Annotated in this window: 16 protein-coding genes; 8 read left to right on the top strand and 8 right to left on the bottom strand. The window is 74.0% G+C overall.

Annotated elements, in window-relative coordinates; all coding sequences use genetic code 11:
- Positions 1 to 3 precede the first annotated feature (3 nt).
- The 4 genes from ACWDBB_RS05815 to ACWDBB_RS05800 form a co-directional block, all read right to left on the bottom strand.
- A complete protein-coding gene (locus tag ACWDBB_RS05815; RefSeq protein ID WP_449788379.1) occupies positions 4 to 288 on the bottom strand; it encodes an acyl carrier protein in 285 nt (94 codons plus the stop codon).
- Positions 285 to 1,586 carry a type III PLP-dependent enzyme gene (locus ACWDBB_RS05810; RefSeq protein ID WP_449788378.1) on the bottom strand — a complete coding sequence of 434 codons (1,302 nt, stop codon included), beginning with the start codon at positions 1,584 to 1,586 and terminating at the stop codon, positions 285 to 287. Before ACWDBB_RS05810 ends, ACWDBB_RS05815 begins: the two co-directional genes overlap by 4 nt.
- Positions 1,583 to 2,980 (bottom strand): preATP grasp domain-containing protein, encoded by a 1,398-nt coding sequence (locus tag ACWDBB_RS05805; RefSeq protein WP_449788377.1) that lies wholly within the window; start codon positions 2,978 to 2,980, stop codon positions 1,583 to 1,585. The genes ACWDBB_RS05810 and ACWDBB_RS05805 overlap by 4 nt, the downstream gene beginning before the upstream one ends.
- 125 nt (positions 2,981 to 3,105) lie before the next feature.
- On the bottom strand, positions 3,106 to 4,038 hold the full coding sequence (locus ACWDBB_RS05800; protein ID WP_449788376.1) for a 3-oxoacyl-[acyl-carrier-protein] synthase III C-terminal domain-containing protein: 933 nt from the start codon (positions 4,036 to 4,038) through the stop codon (positions 3,106 to 3,108).
- 112 nt (positions 4,039 to 4,150) lie between these two features.
- Here ACWDBB_RS05800 and ACWDBB_RS05795 point away from each other — a divergent pair, with 112 nt between their 5' ends.
- The 6 genes from ACWDBB_RS05795 (at position 4,151) to ACWDBB_RS05770 (ending at position 10,295) form a co-directional block, all read left to right on the top strand.
- Positions 4,151 to 4,609: a MaoC family dehydratase gene (locus ACWDBB_RS05795; RefSeq protein ID WP_449788375.1), complete on the top strand. Its 459-nt coding sequence runs from the start codon at positions 4,151 to 4,153 to the stop codon at positions 4,607 to 4,609.
- 92 nt (positions 4,610 to 4,701) lie between these two features.
- On the top strand, positions 4,702 to 6,015 hold the full coding sequence (locus tag ACWDBB_RS05790; RefSeq protein WP_449788374.1) for a sensor histidine kinase: 1,314 nt from the start codon (positions 4,702 to 4,704) through the stop codon (positions 6,013 to 6,015).
- Positions 5,979 to 6,623 carry a LuxR C-terminal-related transcriptional regulator gene (locus ACWDBB_RS05785; RefSeq protein ID WP_392868065.1) on the top strand — a complete coding sequence of 215 codons (645 nt, stop codon included), beginning with the start codon at positions 5,979 to 5,981 and terminating at the stop codon, positions 6,621 to 6,623. The genes ACWDBB_RS05790 and ACWDBB_RS05785 overlap by 37 nt, the downstream gene beginning before the upstream one ends.
- Before the next feature lie 692 nt (positions 6,624 to 7,315).
- Positions 7,316 to 7,696 (top strand): hypothetical protein, encoded by a 381-nt coding sequence (locus ACWDBB_RS05780; protein WP_449788373.1) that lies wholly within the window; start codon positions 7,316 to 7,318, stop codon positions 7,694 to 7,696.
- Positions 7,697 to 7,740: 44 nt separating this feature from the next.
- Positions 7,741 to 8,655, top strand: a complete 915-nt coding sequence (locus tag ACWDBB_RS05775) for an ABC transporter ATP-binding protein (RefSeq protein ID WP_449788372.1) — start codon at positions 7,741 to 7,743, stop codon at positions 8,653 to 8,655.
- The gene (locus tag ACWDBB_RS05770; protein WP_449788371.1) at positions 8,652 to 10,295 is read left to right on the top strand and encodes a hypothetical protein; all 1,644 of its coding nucleotides are present in this window, start codon (positions 8,652 to 8,654) and stop codon (positions 10,293 to 10,295) included. Before ACWDBB_RS05775 ends, ACWDBB_RS05770 begins: the two co-directional genes overlap by 4 nt.
- 112 nt (positions 10,296 to 10,407) lie before the next feature.
- On the opposite strand, the gene ACWDBB_RS05765 is transcribed toward ACWDBB_RS05770, so the two are convergent.
- The 3 genes from ACWDBB_RS05765 to ACWDBB_RS05755 form a co-directional block, all read right to left on the bottom strand.
- Complete coding sequence (locus tag ACWDBB_RS05765) at positions 10,408 to 10,980, bottom strand: TrmH family RNA methyltransferase (RefSeq protein ID WP_392868042.1); 573 nt, start codon at positions 10,978 to 10,980, stop codon at positions 10,408 to 10,410.
- Positions 10,977 to 11,621, bottom strand: coding sequence for a class I SAM-dependent methyltransferase (locus ACWDBB_RS05760; protein WP_392868040.1), 645 nt, complete (start codon positions 11,619 to 11,621; stop codon positions 10,977 to 10,979). The genes ACWDBB_RS05765 and ACWDBB_RS05760 overlap by 4 nt, the downstream gene beginning before the upstream one ends.
- 187 nt (positions 11,622 to 11,808) lie before the next feature.
- Positions 11,809 to 12,303, bottom strand: coding sequence for a carboxymuconolactone decarboxylase family protein (locus ACWDBB_RS05755; protein WP_449788370.1), 495 nt, complete (start codon positions 12,301 to 12,303; stop codon positions 11,809 to 11,811).
- 212 nt (positions 12,304 to 12,515) lie between these two features.
- Here ACWDBB_RS05755 and ACWDBB_RS05750 point away from each other — a divergent pair, with 212 nt between their 5' ends.
- Positions 12,516 to 12,716: a hypothetical protein gene (locus ACWDBB_RS05750; protein WP_449788369.1), complete on the top strand. Its 201-nt coding sequence runs from the start codon at positions 12,516 to 12,518 to the stop codon at positions 12,714 to 12,716.
- A gap of 20 nt (positions 12,717 to 12,736) precedes the next feature.
- On the opposite strand, the gene ACWDBB_RS05745 is transcribed toward ACWDBB_RS05750, so the two are convergent.
- Complete coding sequence (locus ACWDBB_RS05745) at positions 12,737 to 15,562, bottom strand: lysylphosphatidylglycerol synthase transmembrane domain-containing protein (protein WP_449788368.1); 2,826 nt, start codon at positions 15,560 to 15,562, stop codon at positions 12,737 to 12,739.
- Between the two features lie 364 nt (positions 15,563 to 15,926).
- On the opposite strand from ACWDBB_RS05745, the gene ACWDBB_RS05740 reads away from it, so the two are divergent.
- Complete coding sequence (locus tag ACWDBB_RS05740) at positions 15,927 to 16,193, top strand: UBP-type zinc finger domain-containing protein (protein ID WP_392868030.1); 267 nt, start codon at positions 15,927 to 15,929, stop codon at positions 16,191 to 16,193.
- The last annotated feature ends 108 nt before the right edge of the window (positions 16,194 to 16,301 follow it).

The raw sequence follows: 16,301 nt of genomic DNA, 5'->3' as shown, positions 1-16,301 counted from the left end.
CGGCTACGAGCCCGCCTCGTTCACGACGAAGTCCACCAGGGTGCCCACCGTCGCGAAGTCGCCCATGTCCAGGCTCTCCACGTCGAACTGCAGGCCGAGTTCGTCCTCGATGACGATGAGCATCTCCAGGGCGCTGCTGGAGTCCAGGCCGAGGTCGTCGAAGATCCGGGCCTCCTCGCCGATCTCCGCGGTGTCCTGGTTGAGCACCTGTGCCAGGGCCTCGCGCACGGCGGCGAGGCAGGCCGCCCGCTTCTCCGGGGCGGACACGGCTGCGATGTCGTCGGTCATTGGTTCCTCTCCGGGGTCGATCCCGCGGCGTCCGCGGGCAGGTGGAGGTGCTGGCGCGCGAGCATCGACTCGGTGTCGTCGCGTTCCCGGACCAGGTGCGGCCGCCCTCCGAGCATCAGCACCTCGGCCGGATGGCCGTGGCTGAGGAAGTGCACGGGGGAGGCGGTCGGGCCGTACGCGCCGGACCGTTCCACGCCCAGCAGGTCGCCGGGGCGCAGTTCGGGCAGCGACACCTTCTTGCCCAGCAGGTCGTTGGGCGTGCACAGCGGGCCGGTGATGTTCCACGGGCCGCCGTCCGGTTCGTCGAGCTTCTGGAGCGCCGTGATGGGGAAGTTGCGCTTGACGAACGAGCCGATGCCGACCGCCGCCATGTGGTGGTTGGTGCCGCCGTCGGCGACCGCGAAGCGCTCGCCCATGGAGCTCTTGGTGTAGCGGACCCGCACCACGTAGGTTCCGTGCACCGCGACGAGGTAGCGGCCCAGTTCCATGATCAGCCGGGTGCCGGGGTGCCGGTCGGCGAAGTCCGCGACCAGCGGGTTGAGCAGTTCGGCCAGCACCGCCGGGTCGGGGTCCTGCTCGTTGTCGAAGTAGGCCACCCCCAGGCCCCCGCCGATGTCCACCAGCTCCAGCGGGAAGCCCAGCTTGGCGGACAGCAGCTCCGCCAGTTCGAAGATGCGGCGGGCGTTGTCCGCGACGACGGCGGGGTCCAGGATGCGGGTGCCGAGGTAGACCTGCACGCCGTGCACCCGGACCGCACCGCAGCGGTCCAGCACCTCCTGCGCGGAGAGCAGCTGCCCCTCGTCGATGCCGAACTGCCGGGGCTTGCCGCCCATGGTCAGGCCCGAGCCCTTGACGGTGAACTCCGGATTGACCCGCAGCACCACGGGGGCCAGGACACCGCGCTCCCGGGCCAGTTCGTCGATCAGCTCCAGCTCGTCCAGCGACTCGCAGACGATGGCGGCGACGCCCTCGTCCAGGCAGGCGGCGAGCTCCGCCCGGCTCTTGCCCGGGCCGAGGAAGAGGATGTCGTGCGGCGGGACGCCGGCCCGGAGCGCGGTGACCAGCTCGGTCAGCGAGGAGACCTCCGCGCGGGCGCCGGCGGAGTGCAGCAGCCCGCAGACGGAGATGTTCGGGTTGGCCTTGAGCGAGTAGAAGATCTCCAGCGCCGGATGGAGCAGCGACTTGAGCTCCTGGAACCGGTCCGCGATCCCGTCGCCGTCGTAGAGGTACAGCGGGGTGCCGAACTCCTCGGCCAGGGCGGTGATCCCCACGCCCTGCACAGTGAACTCCCGGCTCATGCCGGACTCCCTTCCACGGTGTGCAGCAGCCCCGCCAGCCGGCGGGACACTTCCTCGTCGAGGGCCGCGGCCGCGTCGTCGTCGCCGGCGACCACCACGCCGTACAGGCGCCCCTCGAACGGCCCCTCGCCGCCCGCCGCGGCGGCGGCGTTGACCGTGGCGAAGTTGTTGACGAACAGCCCGGTGCCGCCGCGCTCCGTCAGCAGCAGCCCGTCGAGCGCTTCCCGCAGCTCGGCGAACGACACCGGTCGGGCGATGCGCAGCGGGTACTGGCGGGCGACGGCGATGCCGTCCGGTGCCATCAGTCCCTCGGTCAGCACGGCCTGGTAGGTCGACATGTTGTGGCGCGCGTTGATCTCGACCACGGGGTAGAGGCCGCCGTCCGGGTCGACCATGGCGTCGATGCCGACGACACCGAACCAGCCGTCGGCGGCCAGCTTCCCGCCCAGCCGCGCCGCCGCCTCCCGCACCTCGCCGTCCTGCGCGGCGGTGAGCCCGGCCGGCATCCGGTGGCCCTTGTGCACGCCGCGCTCGGTCAGCGCCTCCTTGACGAAGTCGAACCGCACCGAGCCGTCGCGGCTCACGGTGAACTGGTAGTTGAGGTCGGCGGTCTTGGCGACCCACTCCTCCAGCACCAGGGCGAGCCGGTCGCCGCCGGCCCGCGCGGCCTGCCCCGCGGCCATCCGCTGCAGCCGCTCCAGCCGCCGCGGGTCGTCGAGCACCACGATGCCCTTGCCGGACACCCCGTAGGCGTCCTTGACCGCGATCCGGCGGCCCTCGGCCAGCCGTCCGCCGGCCCACTCCACCGCCTCCGCCAGTTCCGCCGTCGTCTCGCAGGTGCGGCCGGGGGCCTGGCGGAGCCCCAGCTCGTCGGCCAGCTTCCGGCTGTACACCTTGCTGTTCACGCGCTTGCACAGGGCGGCGGGCGGCGCGGCGAGCCGCAGTGAGGTGCGCGCGGCGAGCCGCTCCTCGGCCTCGGACACGCCGTGTGCGACGACCTGGACGCCGAGCGGTGCCAGCCGCTGCCGCAGCGCGTCCAGCAGGGCGTCGTCGGCCAGTACGTCCTCGGTGACCGCGCGCAGCGGGTCCTGCCGGGCCGGGACGTGCACGGTGGGCGTGCCGATGCCGAGCCCGCGCAACTGGTCGAGGTAGTCCGGATCGGGTGCCGCCTTCAGCACGACGTGGTCCTGCTCGCCGCCCAGCAGCAGGGCGAACTCGTCCATCCGGTTCACCACCGCGCTCCCGGCGTGGGAGGCGACCCGGGGCAGTGCGGGCTCGCCCTCGGCCCAGTTGTTCTCGACCTCGAAGTTGCCGAGGAACAGCAGTGGGGTGTCCGCGGAGCCGGTGACCGCCCGCCCGAGTCGGGAGCGGAAGCCGCTGTCGGTCTCGTCCAAGGCTCGACCTTGCCTTTCTTGCGTGGGTGGACGGCTGTCAGGAGGACTGTCGGTGCTGGAGGGATCGGTGCTGGGGGCATCGGTGCCGGAGGGGGCGGTGTCGGAGAGGCGGCGCCGGAGCGTTCTCAGTGTTCGAGGACCATGGCCGCGAAGGTCGCTCCCAGGCCCACGCTGGTCATCACGTAGCGGTCGCCGGCGGCCAACCGGCCTTCCTGGGTGGCCTGTTGCAGGTTGACGAAGGGGTCCGCGCAGAAGCAGTGCCCGGTTCGGGCGACCAGGTCGAGGTACACCCTGGTCATCGGGACGCCGAGCATCCGGCACACCGCCACCCACGAGAGCCGGTTGACGTTGTGCGGCAGCACCAGGGCCACCTCGTCCAGCGTGCACCCGGCCTGGTCGAGGGCGGCGCGCACCACTTCGCACAGCGCCGGTGCGTACAGCGCCTGGAACTCCTTCGCGGCCTCCGGGTCCTCCATCAGGAACTGGTCGTGGAAGCGGCTGTGGGTGTGGGCCGCGTAGCCGAGCAGCCGGTCACCGGTTCCGCTCGCACTCAGCAGCACCGCGGCGGTGGCCTCGCCCATCACCGTGACGCCCGGGATGGACTGCGACTGCCTGGACCCGACCTTCTCGCCGGCCAGGACCAGGGCGAGGGCGTCCGGGTCGCCGTCCGCCGCCAGCAGTGTCCCGGCCATGTCGAGGGCGAGCAGGCCGGATGCGCAGGCGTGCTGCGAGACCACGAAACCGGTGGCGTGCCGCAGGCCCAGCTCCTCCAGCAGCGGGGCCGTCGAGGTGTGCGGGTAGGGCATCGGGGACGGCATCGTCCGCGCCTGCAGCACGTAGCGGACGTCGGACTCCCGCCCGCGCAGCTCCGCGAGCGCCGCCACGGCCCGTTGCAGCAGTCGCGTCTCACCCTCGCCGGGCTCGCGGCAGACCTCCGCAAGGCCGTAGTACCGCTCGTACTGGCGCAGTTGGCCGTCGGACATGCCGACGTCCCGCTGCAGCCGGGCGAGCGGCACCGTGGTGGGGCGGTGGCTGGCAACCGCCGATATCGCCGTCATGGGAACACGTTCCACCGGCCTGCTGACACCGCGCTGACCCCTCGCTGATCCCGCGCTGACCGCCCGCCGCGGACGCTTGCCCCGCCCGGGACGGCCCATGAGGATGTGCGCCGTGACAGCCTTCCCGAATGTCGAAGCGTTCGCCGCCGCCGCCGGCCGGCACCTGGGCCGGAGCGACTGGATCCCGATCACCCAGGACCTGGTCGACCGGTACGCCTCCGTCGTCGGCGACGAGCAGTGGATCCACACCGACCCCGAGCGCGCCGCCGAGGGCCCCTTCGGGGTGACGGTCGCCCACGGCTACCTGACGCTCAGCCTGCTGACCGCCATGACGGACAGCGTCCTGTCCATCGGCGGGACGCGGCACGTCCTCAACGTGGGTCTGGACTCCGTGCGCTTCCACCGGCCGGTGCGGGTCGGACGGCGGATCAGGGCGGACGCCACCCTGCTGACCGCGAGACGGCTTCCGTCCGGCTGCCTGTTCGGGCTCCGCATGGAGGTCGAGGTGGAGGGTGAGTCCGGTGTGGCCTGTGTGGCCGAAACCCGTTCGCTGGCCGTTCCCTGGCCATAAAGTGGATATTCCTCCCCTGTGGCGGGCGGTCGCCGTTCCAATAATGGAGGGCGGCGCATCAATCAGGGATGCGGAACCCCAGGGGGCACCGGATGAACACCAGGCAGCAGGGCGCATCGATGGCCGCACACACGCCGGCACCCCCGTCGCCGGGCGGTTCGGTCACCGGCCTGCGGCGCTCCCTCGTGCTGTTCGGCCTCTCGATGCGGGCGCTGGTGCTCGGCCTGTGGCTGACCGGCCTGTACGTCTTCCTGCCCGTCGGCCTGGGCGTGTCGCTGCTACCGGGCACCCAACGCGCCGTCCGCCGACTGGTCGACCGGCAGCGGGAGTTGGCGGCGCAGTGGTCCGGGGTCTCGGTGCCCGCGCGCTATCCGCCGCTCCCGGACGCCCGGCAGGGCCAGGCGCTCCACGCCCTCCTCGTCGCGCGGGACAACCAGGTGTGGCGGGACTGGCGGTTCGTCGTCATCGACCCGCTGCTCGGCGGCGTGATCGCGTTCGTTCCGGCGGCACTGCTGCTCAGCAGCCTGTGGGGGCTGACGACCGCGGTGTTCGGCACCCGGCTGTCGCACGACCTGGGCAGCATCTGGTACCTGTTCATCCCGGTCGACGGCCCCTTCACCGCGGTGCTCGCCGGACTGCTGGCCGTCGTGGTCGCGCTGTTCGCGCTGTGGGACGCGCCGCGCACCGCGTCGCGCCACGCCCGGTACCTGTTCCGCGTGCTGGCGCCGGGGGCGGACGAGGCGATGGCCGAGCGCATCGAGCACCTGACCACCACGCGCTCCGACGCGATGGACACCCAGATGGCCGAGATCCGCCGCATCGAGCGCGATCTGCACGACGGCGCCCAGGCCCGCCTGGTCGCGATGGGCATGACCCTCAACGCGGCCGAACGACTGCTCAAGACCAACCCGGACGCGGTGGCGGCCCTGCTCGCCGAGGCCCGCGAGTCCTCGACCAAGGCGCTGGACGAACTGCGGGACCTGGTCCGGGGCATCCACCCGCCGGTGCTGGCCGACCGCGGCCTGGGCGACGCGATCCGCTCCCTCGCCCTGCTCTGCCCGCTGTCCACGGAGGTCAGCATCGACCTGGACGGCCGGCCGGAGCCTCCCGTCGAGTCCGCCGCCTACTTCGCCGTCTCGGAGATCCTCACCAACGCCGCCAAGCACTCCGGTGCCGAGCGCGCCTGGATCGACGTCCGGCACGAGGGCGGCATGCTCCGCATCGACATCACCGATGACGGGCGCGGCGGCGCCGACCCGGCCGGGGGGACCGGACTGCGTGGGATCGAACGTCGGCTGGCGGCCTTCGACGGCATCCTGGCCGTCAGCAGCCCGCCGGAAGGACCCACCCTGATCACCATGGAGCTGCCGTGCGAATTGTCCTGGCCGAAGACCACTTCCTCCTGAGGAACGGGTTGGTGCAACTGCTCACCGCCTACGGTCACGAGGTGGTCGAGGCGGTCGACAACGGCCCCATGCTGTTGCGCGCGCTCACCGAGAAGCGTCCGGACGTCGCGGTGGTGGACGTCCGGCTGCCGCCGGGCCTCAGCGACGAGGGCCTGCGCGCGGCGGTGGAGGCCCGCACCCGGATCCCCGACCTGCCGGTGCTGCTGCTGTCGCAGTACGTCGAACCGCTCTATGCCCACGAGCTGCTGGCCACCGGCTCCTCGGGCGTCGGGTACCTGCTCAAGAGCCGGGTCACCAACGGCGACCAGTTCATCGACGCCGTCGAGCGGGTGGCCGCGGGCGGCACGGCGATGGACCCGGAGGTCATCCAGCAACTGCTCACCCGCAAGGTGCGCGACGAGCGCCTGACCGCGCTCTCCGCGCGCGAGCGGGAGGTGCTGGAGTGCCTGGCGCAGGGCCGCTCGAACGCCGGGACGGCGGAGGAGCTCTACATCTCCGAGAAGGCGGTGGCCAAGCACATCGGCAACATCTTCACCAAGCTCGGCCTGCCGCCCTCGGAGACCGACAACCGCCGGGTCCTGGCCGTCCTCGCCTACCTCGACCACTGAGCCGCGATCCACCGGACCGGTTTCCCGGGTGATCCTCTTCGACTCGTCGGGACCCGGGAGTCGACCGCCGGGGGGAGCCTCGGGGAGAGGGGGCGTCCTGGCCGGCTGGCTCGATCCCGCTGCTGGTCGTCCTCAGCGTGGCGAACGGCGCCCTGTCCGCGCTCTCGCTGCCCGCCTCGGCGGCGCTGACCCCGCAGACCGTGCCCGCGGACGTGCTGCGCCCGGCCAACGCGCTGATGCGGATGGCCACCAACCTCCGCGCTGCTGTGGGGCGCCGCGCTGGTGGTGCCGGCCACCGGGGCGGCGCTGCTCAGCCGCGACCTGCGGCGGCTCACCGTCGCCTCGGCGGCGGAGGGGCGGCCGGCCGAGCAGCCCGCCGGGGCCGCGTGGCGGGCTGGTTCCCGCACGGTCGGCGGTTCCCCGTACGGGCGGTCGGTCGGGCGAGGCCCGGGTCGGACGGCATCCGGCCCGGGCCGTCCGCTGTTTCCCTGGACTGTCCGCTGTTCCCCCGGGCCGTCCGCCGTTCTAGGCGCGCCAAACTCCGCCTTTCAGCACAACGGACCGCCTTCGCCCCCACCGGATATCTGCCGAACGGCAGATGGCAGGAGGCCGCGGATCGGCCAGGCTTGCGAGCGTGCTCACCTGCCCAGGGAGCGCGCCCCGAAGCCGAACCCGGCCGCAAGGAGGTCCCGGTGGATCGACGCCCGTCCGCACCAGTCCTGCTCGCCCTCGCGGTGGCCGCCCTCGTCCCGCTCGCCGGGTGCGCCGACGCCATGGACGCCACGCCCGAGGACAGGACCTTCGCGTTCGCCGGCACCAGCCTGAACGTCAAGGCACACGGCGCGCCGGCCGACCTCGTCGCGGCCGATCGCCAGGACGTCAAGGTCACCCGCTGGTTCGACACGAGCGGCAAGGTCGGCACCGCCAAGGAGTCCTGGACGCTGCTGGACGGTGTCCTCGAACTCCGGGCGGGCTGTTCCGGGCTCGCGAACTGCGACACCAAGTACCGGGTCGAGGTCCCCAAGGGCGTCGCGGTCCTGCGGGACGGGCGCGAGACGGACCTCAAGGGCTGAAGCCGACGAGCCCTTCCGCGGGGAAGGCCGGGAAGACGGAGACCATGCTCGAACTGATCGACATCACCAAGGACTACAAGGGCGGCAAGCGGGCCGTCGACGGCATCACCATGCACCTCGGCCCCGGGATGCTGGGCCTGCTGGGGCCGAACGGCGCCGGGAAGTCCTCGCTCATGCGCATCGTGGCGACGGTCACCCGGCCCACGGCCGGCCGGGTCCGCTACCTGGGCGCCGACGCGGTGGCCGAACCGGACCGGCTGCGCCGGGAACTCGGCTACCTCCCACAGGACTTCGGCGTCTACCCGAACCTGACGTCGCGGGAGTTCCTGTCCTACCTGGCGGCCGCCAAGGGGATCGGCGCCCGCTCCGCCCGGGCCCGGGTCGACGAGCTGCTCCAACTGGTCAACCTGACCGAGGCGGTCAAGCGTCCGCTCGGCGCGTACTCCGGCGGCATGCTCCGCCGGGTCGGCATCGCGCAGGCCCTGCTGGCCGACCCGAGGGTGATCGTGGTCGACGAGCCCACCGCCGGCCTGGATCCGGAGGAGCGGGTGCGCTTCCGCAACCTGCTCAGCGAGCTCGCGGCGGACCGGGTGGTGATGCTGTCCACCCACATCGTCTCCGATGTCGAGTCCGTCGCCTCCGACATCGCCGTGGTCGCGCGGGGCCGGCTGCTGCGCCGCGGCGCGCCCGACGAACTGCTCCGCGAGATCGACGGTCAGGTCTGGGAGGCCGTGGTCGCCCCCGCGGACCTCCTGGAGGTACAGGCCCGCCACGTGGTCAGCCGGATGGTGCGGACGGGGAACGGCGTACGGCTGCGGCTGCTCGCCGCCGAGCAGCCGCGGCCCGACGCGGTCCGGGTGCCGCCCGACCTGGAGGACGCCTACCTGGGCGTCGTCCACGGGGCGGGGGAGCGGGGCGGCGCCGGGTGGCCGGCCGGTCGGCGGGCGGTGCGGCGATGAGCGCGGCGGTGAACGCGCCCAGGAGGGCGGCGCCCGGGTCGTTGCTCGCCGCACTGGCGGTCGGCGACTTCCGCGACCGGGTGCGCCGGCCGGTGTACGCCGTGACGCTGCTCGCCGCGGTCGGGCTCGGCTACCTGGCCGTACCGGACGCCGGCGGCCACTGGACGATCATGGACGTGGGTGGCAACCGGGGCGTCTACAACAGCGCCTACGTCGGCGTCGTCACCGCCCTGGCCGGTGCGCTCTGGCTCACCTTCGGCGGCTTCTACGTGGTGCGCAGCGGCATCGCCCGGGACGGGACGACCGGGGTCGGCCAGATCCTCGCCGCGACACCGCTGCGCACCCACCACTACCTCCTGGCCAAGTTCCTGAGCAACCTCCTGGTGCTCGCCTCCATGGTCGGCGTGCTGGCCGTCACCGCGCTGCTGATGCAGCTCGCCCGCGGCGAGGACCGCACGGTCGACCCGATCCGCCTGCTCGAGCCGTTCCTGCTGCTCTCGCTGCCCCTGATGGCGCTCACCGCGGCGGCGGCGCTGCTGTTCGAGACGGTGCCGCTGCTGCGGGGCGGCTTCGGGAACGTCGTCTGGTTCGTGCTGGCCATGGTGCTCGCGATCGGCGGGCAGTCGGCCTCCGCACCGCTGGACGGCCTCGGGGTGCACCAGGTCGCGCGGTCGATGGGCGCGGCGCTGGAGGCCCGGCACGGGACGGCCGACCCGGGCGGGTTCAGCCTCGGCCTGACCAAGGTCGACACCCCGCTGGGCACCTTCCGCTGGGACGGCTTCGACCCGTCCGCCGGATTCGTCCTCGCCCGGCTGGCGCTGCTCCTGGCGGCGGTCGCGCTGGCGCTGCTGCCGGCCCTGTGGTTCGGCAGGTTCGACCCCGCGCGCGGGTCGGCCGGTACGGCCGCGGTGCGGACGGGCGCCGGGGCGGCCGAGGCGGCGGGCGGGCCGTCCGCGCTCGACGGGCCGGAGCCCGCGGGGGTGCGCTGGGCGGCCGCGCCGGGCGCCCTGCCGCGGACCGAACCGCGGCGGGCGGGGGCGTTCGGCCGGCTGCTCGCGGGCGAGCTCCGCATCCTGGTGCAGGGCGTCTCCCGCCGGTGGTGGCTGGTCGCGGCCGGGCTGACGTTGGCCGGGTTCGCGCCGCTGAACGCCGTCACCGGCCTGCTCCTGCCGCTGGCGTGGCTGTGGCCGGTCCTGCTCTGGTCCCGGCTCGGCAGCCAGCAGGTCGAGAGCGGTCTGGAGGTGCTGCTCGGCGCCTACCCGTCGGCCCGGCGCCGGCTCCTCGCCGAATGGGCGTCCGGGCTGGTGCTCACCGCGGTGACGGGCGCGGCCCCGCTGCTCCGCATGCTGGTGGCGGGCGACGCCGCGGGGGCGGCCTGCTGGCTCGGCGGCGCGCTGTTCGTCCCCTCGCTGGCCATGGCGCTCGGCGTGGTGAGCCGGAGCCACCGGCTCTTCCAGGCGGTCTACCTGCCGCTCTGGTGGATGCTCGTCAACAACGTCTCCGCCGTCGACTTCATGGGCGCCATACGCGTGAACGGCAGTCCGGCGGGGCCCGGGCCGCTGCTGGTCGGGGCGCTGTCCGCGGCGATGCTCGCGGTGGTGTTCCTGGTCGGTTCCATCCGACGGAACGTCAAGGGCTGAAGGCCCGGCCGAAGCCGGGAGCCCGGCCCGTCGGCGGACGGACCGGGCTTCACGCGCGCTTCGGGCGGCCACCCGGCCACCCGGCCGCGCGACCCGCCTGTTCGGCAGCTCGCTACTCGTCGTCGCCGAGGTCGCCCGCGAGGTCGCCGTCCGGGGTGCCGCTGATCGCGTAGCCCTGCCGGCGCGCCTCGTAGCAGGCCACCGTCGCGGCCGCCGAGACGTTCAGCGAGCCGACCCGGCCCAGCTGCGGCACGAACACCACCTGGTCGCACAGCGCCAGCGCCTCGGGCGTGATCCCGCGGTCCTCGTGCCCGAGCACGAAGGCCACCGCCGGGGTCAGCTCGGCGGCGAACATCGGCACCGCCTCGTCCGCCAGCTCCAGGCCGACGACCTTGTAACCGTCCGCCTTGGCCGCCGCCACGGCCTCGGCGACGGTCGGGAAGTGCTCCACCTTCAGGTACTTGTCGGTGCCCATCGCCGCCTTCTGCGCGCCGGACGAGCGCACCGACGGGGTGTCCCCGACCAGGTACAGCTTCTCGGCGCCCATCGCCGCGCCGGTGCGGACCACCGAGCCGACGTTGAACGGCGACTGGAGGTTCTCCAGGATCATCGCGAGCCGGAACTCGTTGCTGCGCCGCCACGAGCGGTGCAGACGCTTCAGTTCGGTCCCGCGCAGCTGCTTCACGTCGTCGTACCTCGTCCACTCTCGGAGCCCTCGCCCACCTCGGGGCGGGGCCGCGCTTCCAGGATCCGCACCCCGTTGACCGATGTGACCCGGGTGGTCGGGTAGCCCTGCTCGTTCAGCCACTTCTGGAGCGAGTCCGAACCCAGGTGCTTCTGCACCACCAGGAACGCCGAGCCGTCCGGGGTCAGCCGGTCGAGCCAGTGCGTGAGCAGGCGGCGCAGCGCGGCCTTGCCGATCCGGATCGGCGGGTTGGAGTAGATGGTGGCGAAGCGGACGTCCTCCGGGACGTCGTCGGGCAGGGAGGCCTGGACGTTGCCGAGCCCCAGCGCCTCGGCGTTCAGCCGGACCAGCTCCAGGGCGCGCTCGTTGACGTCCACCGCCCAGACCGGGAGGCGCTTGCGGCGGCTCGCCCAGGTCAGGGCGATCGGACCGTAGCCGCAGCCGATGTCCAGGATCGGGCCGCGCACCCGCGGCTGCGGGGCGTGCTCCAGCAGGATCCGGGTGCACGGGTCGAGCCGGCTGCGGGAGAACACCCCGGTGTCGGTGGTCAGTTCCAGGGTGAGGTCCGGGAGGGAGACCGTGATCGGCCGGCGGTCGCTGGCGACCTCGGGTGCACCGGTGAAGTAGTGCGAGCCGGACATGATTTCCCCGTCGTTCGTATGGGCCTCGGGGCCACCGGTGGGTGTGGGTTAGCCCTTTGTACGGCACCGATCGTACCCCCGTGGTCCAGACGGCGTTCCGGCCGCCGCCCCGCTCGCCGCCCCGCTCGCAGCTCCGGCCGCCGCCCCGGACGGAGCTGCGGCCGGGCGGCGCGGTCAGGCGGTGCGGTCAGGCGGTGCCGGGGGTCTTGCGGGTGGCCACGTTGATGCGGTTCCAGGCGTTGATCGTGAAACAGACCGAGATCAGCTGCGCCAGCTCGGCCTCCCCGAAGTGCGCGGCGGCCCGGGCGTACACCGCGTCCGAGACGCCGCCGTCGATCCGGGTGATCTCCTCGGCCAGCGCCAGGGCGGCCCGCTCGCGCTCGGTGTACACCCCGATCGGGGCCTCCGGCCAGACCGGCAGCAGGTAGATCCGCTCGTCGGTCTCACCGGCCTTGCGGGCGTCCTTGGCGTGCATGTCCAGGCAGTACGCGCAGCCGTTCAGCTGGGAGGTGCGCATCTGGACGAGCTCGACCAGGGCGGGGTCCAGGCCCTCGCGGGCGGCGGCGTCCAGGGCGATCATCGCGCGGAACACCTTGGGGGCGGTGCGGGCGTACTCGAGGCGGGCGGGGGCCTCGGTGATCTCGGCGGCCCGGGTGGTCCCGGTGTTCTCGTTCGTCGTCATGGCTACGACCCTAGGCGCGGAATGAACCACCTCTCTGGGTCATTCAGGGGGTGGTTTCGCGGGTCAATCGGCCCGGTCGGCCGGGGAATCCCGCAAGCCCCGGCAACACGCCGGAGCAGTGTCGGCACGTCGCGTCCGGGCGCCGGGCGGCGGATACTGCCAGTACCGCCAGCCGGGCCCGTGAAGGCCTCCGAACAGCGAGGACGGATGCCATGCCGCAGGAACAGCACGAGGAATACCTGATCGAGGAGACCGCCGAGACCGTCGAGCCCGACGAGGAGGCACCCGAGGGCGACACGTACGACGAGGTGGCCGAGCGCCGGGCCGTCGGCGCGGACCCGGCGACCAACGTCGCCGACGTCGTGGAACAGAGCCGGCCGGTGCGGCACGACGAGGAGGAGTACCGGGAGTAGCGGGCGAGTGCCCCCGGCGGCTACAGGGCCCGGCGGCGTTGCAGCCAGACGAAGGCCGCCCACCCCGGCAGCACCGGCAGGATCAGCGTCAGCAGACGGTACAGCGCCACCGCGGCCAGCTCGCCGCCCCGCTCCATCGACGCGGTCTGCTGGAGCAGCCCGAGCAGCATCCCGTCCACCGCGCCGGCCCCTCCCGGGGTCGGCGCCGCGCTGCCCACCGCGTTGCCCACCAGGAACACCACCGCGACCGCGGCGAACGACGGCTCCCGGCCGATCGCCCGGACACTGCAGTACAGGCAGGCGATCAGGCAGAGCGACACCAGCAGCTGGCCGGTCACCCCCACCGCCAGCCGGGACGGGCTGCGCAGCAGGTCCAGCAGCCGCGGCAGCACCTCCGCCGTCAGCGGCCGCAGCCGCGTCGCCAGCCACCGCCGCGCCACCGGGATCGCCGACACCACCGCGAGCAGCGCGACCGCGCCCGCCAGCCCGCCGACCACCGCGGGCAGCGCGTCCAGTTCGGAGCTGCCCGGCGCGAAGTCCACCAGGTAGACGAAGGCGCCGAGCTGCAACAGGTGCAGCGCCAGCCCGATCAGGTTCCCCACGCCGACGCTGGACAGCGCCTGGGCGGTCGGGATCCCGGCCCGCTGCAACAACCGGGTGTTCAGCGCGATCCCGCCGACACCGCCCGGCGACACCAGCTTCACGAACGACCCGGCCACCTGCGCCAGCACCGCGTTGCGGAAGTCCAGCCGCTCCGGAACGAAACCGACGAAGCCCATGGCAGCCGCGACGTGGCTGGTCGCAGCAGCCAGCACCGCCAGCAGCAGCCACCAGGGATCGGCGTCCGCCAGGGCGGAGACCGGGTTGTCCTCCGCGGCGAACAACTGCGGGAGCAACAGCCACCCGGCCATCACCCCGCCCACCACGACCAGCAGCGTCCGCGGCCGCAACCGCTCCAGCCGCACCGGCCGGCCCACCACCTGCGGGCGGGTGCGCAGGACCTCCGCGCGGATCTCGTCGAGCAGGCCGGCGGGCGCGGCGGCGGGGGACTCCGGGCTGGCCTCCGGGCGGGCGGCGGCAGCGCGGGTGTTGGACCCGTCGCCCGCCGGGGCGGCGACGGCACCCCCGGCCGCGCGGGCGTCGCGGTCCGCTGCGTCGGCGTCGTCGCGTTTGCGTGGGGCGGCGACGGCGCCCCCGGCCGCGCCGCCGGTCGTGCCTGCGTCCTTCACCGCGCCCGCGCCCGCGCCCGCGCCCCCGGCCGCCCCGCTGGCAGCGTGCTTCGCGTGCTGCTTGAGGGCGCGGCGGGTGGTGTGGGTGAGGGCGATGGGCTGGAGGAGCGGCAGGGCGGCGCCGACGGGGTCGGGGCCGAGGACGGCGGTGGCCGTGCGGACGGAGCGGGCGGCGCCGGCGCGCAGGGCGAGGGTGGTGAGGAGTTGGGCGAGGTCGCAGCAGAGGACGAGTTCGGTGGCGGCGATGTCGCCGTCGGCGAAGTCGACAAGGTGTACCGCGCCGGAGTCGTCGATCAGCAGGGAGGAGGGGACGAGGGCGCGGTGGGCGATCTCGCGGCGCTGGAGCAGGGCGAGGTGCCGCCAGGCGTCGGTGAGCAGCTCGTCGGTGATCTCCTCGTCGGTGAGTTCGTCCAGGGTGCGTCCGGCCAGCCGCTCGTACGCGATGAGGGCGGTGTCCTGGCCGAGACCGGCGGTGGCCGCGATGCGGCGGGTGCGGACGCCGGCCGCGAGGGCCGCGTAGGTGACGAGTGCCTCGTGCTCCAGCCCGGTGCGCGGGGAGCGCAGGACGCGCGGGTCCGGGGCGGTGCGCAGGCGCAGTCGGCGCCAGGCGCGCTGGACGGCGGCGGCGGTGACGGCCTGCCGGTCGAGGATCTGGACGTCGAGCTCGGGGAGGCCGTCGGCCTGCCGGACCCGGTAGCGGTCGGGCCCGGCCGGCTTGGCCTCGACCGGGCGCAGGCCGCTGTCGCGTAGGGCGCGCAGGACCTCGCCGGGTAGTGGGCAGGGGTCGGGGGTGCCGACGGCGTACAGGGTGCCGTGGGCGCCGGTCCAGCCGATCAGCAGCCCGAGCAGGAGCGCGGTGGGGGTGGCGTACCCGCCGGTCAGCCCGGCGAGGCCGGAGAGGGCGAGGACGGTCCAGGACAGGCGGCGTTCCCGGCTGCCGGAGGCGGTCATGAAGGCGAGGACGGGCGCGAGGTAGCCGTAGACGGGTTCGGTGTGCCCCAGCCCGCCGCCGGGCGGTGGCTGGGTGAGCGCGGTGAGCAGCGAGACCGGGGCGAGGCCGTCGGCCCACAGGTCGAGGCCGAGGGTGGCGCCGTAGGCGAGGACGGCGGCGAGCAGCCCGTCGGAGACCTGTTGGAGGGCGCGCCGCCGGTCGGGGCCCAGCAGGCGGCGGACGGCGAGGCCGACGGGGAGCAGCAGGACGGCGGCGGTGGTGAGTCCGCCGGCCAGGCCCGACAGCGGGCGCGGCACCAGTGCGGCCGCCTCGGCGACGTCGGCGGCGATGCCGCTGGTGGTGGCGCGGGCGTAGTCGGCGAGCAGCAGGGTGAGGGCGATGGCGAACAGGCCGCCGAGCAGCCGGATCAGGGCGACGGGCTGGCGGACCCGGCCGGTGGCGGGCAGCGGGCGGGTCCGGAACCGGCCGCCGCCGCTCTGCCCGGGTATCCGGGTGGTGGCCCGTGCGGCGCTGCCGCCGGCCGGGGCCCCGGTGTCGCGGCCGCCGCTTCCGACGTCGGCGCCGCTGTCGTCGCCGTCCCGCGTTCCCGCGCCGCGCTGCCGCGCCGTCGCACCGCCGGGGTCGCCGCCGGTGTCGCCGTTCGTTCTCCCCGTCACGATCGCCACGGATGGCATGCTCCCATGCCGTCCGGGGGCGCGGAGCGGGGATTCGGCACTGTCCCCGGGGCGGGCGCCGCGCCTGCCGGGCCAGCGGCGTCGGCGGTGCGGGAGGGGTGGATCATCGTGGGCAGGGGGATCGGCGGGATCGCCCCCGGGACGCCCTGCCGGGACCGTCGCAGGACCGCGCCGGGAGGACCCGGCCCCGGGCGCGCCCCGGTGGGCGAACTGCCGCCGGGTGGCGCGGATTTCGGCCGGTGCCGTCGTCACCGGCCGTCGCCATCGTCCGTCGCGACCAGCTGGCGCCCCGGGCCCGCGCCGCGCCCCTCGCCCGGAGTGGGCGCCCCGCGCCGGGGCGGCATAGCCTTCAGTCATGAGCGCCTGCGAAGACCTCGCTCTGGCCCCTCGGAACATCGAGCCCCGGCCGCCCGCGGACGGCTGCGCCGACTGCCTGGCGCAGGGCCGTCGGGACTGGGTGCACCTGCGGATCTGCCTGGACTGCGGGCATGTCGGCTGTTGCGACTTCTCGCCGCAGCGGCACGCCACCGCGCACTTCCACAACACCTCCCACCCGGTGATCCGCTCGTACGAGCCGGGGGAGGACTGGCGCTGGTGCTTCGTCCACGAGCTCATGGGCTGAGGCGGCCGAGGCGGCCGAGGCGCGCTCTCCCTTCCCGCACGGCTTCTCCGCGGTGGCGCGGCCCCGCAACCCGGATAAAATCCGGACATAACGCCCGTGCGGCCGCTC

This window comes from Kitasatospora sp. NPDC001095 (assembly GCF_053598615.1).
Note: the sequence above shows the minus strand (reverse complement) of the source record. Positions and strands in the feature narration are given on the sequence as shown.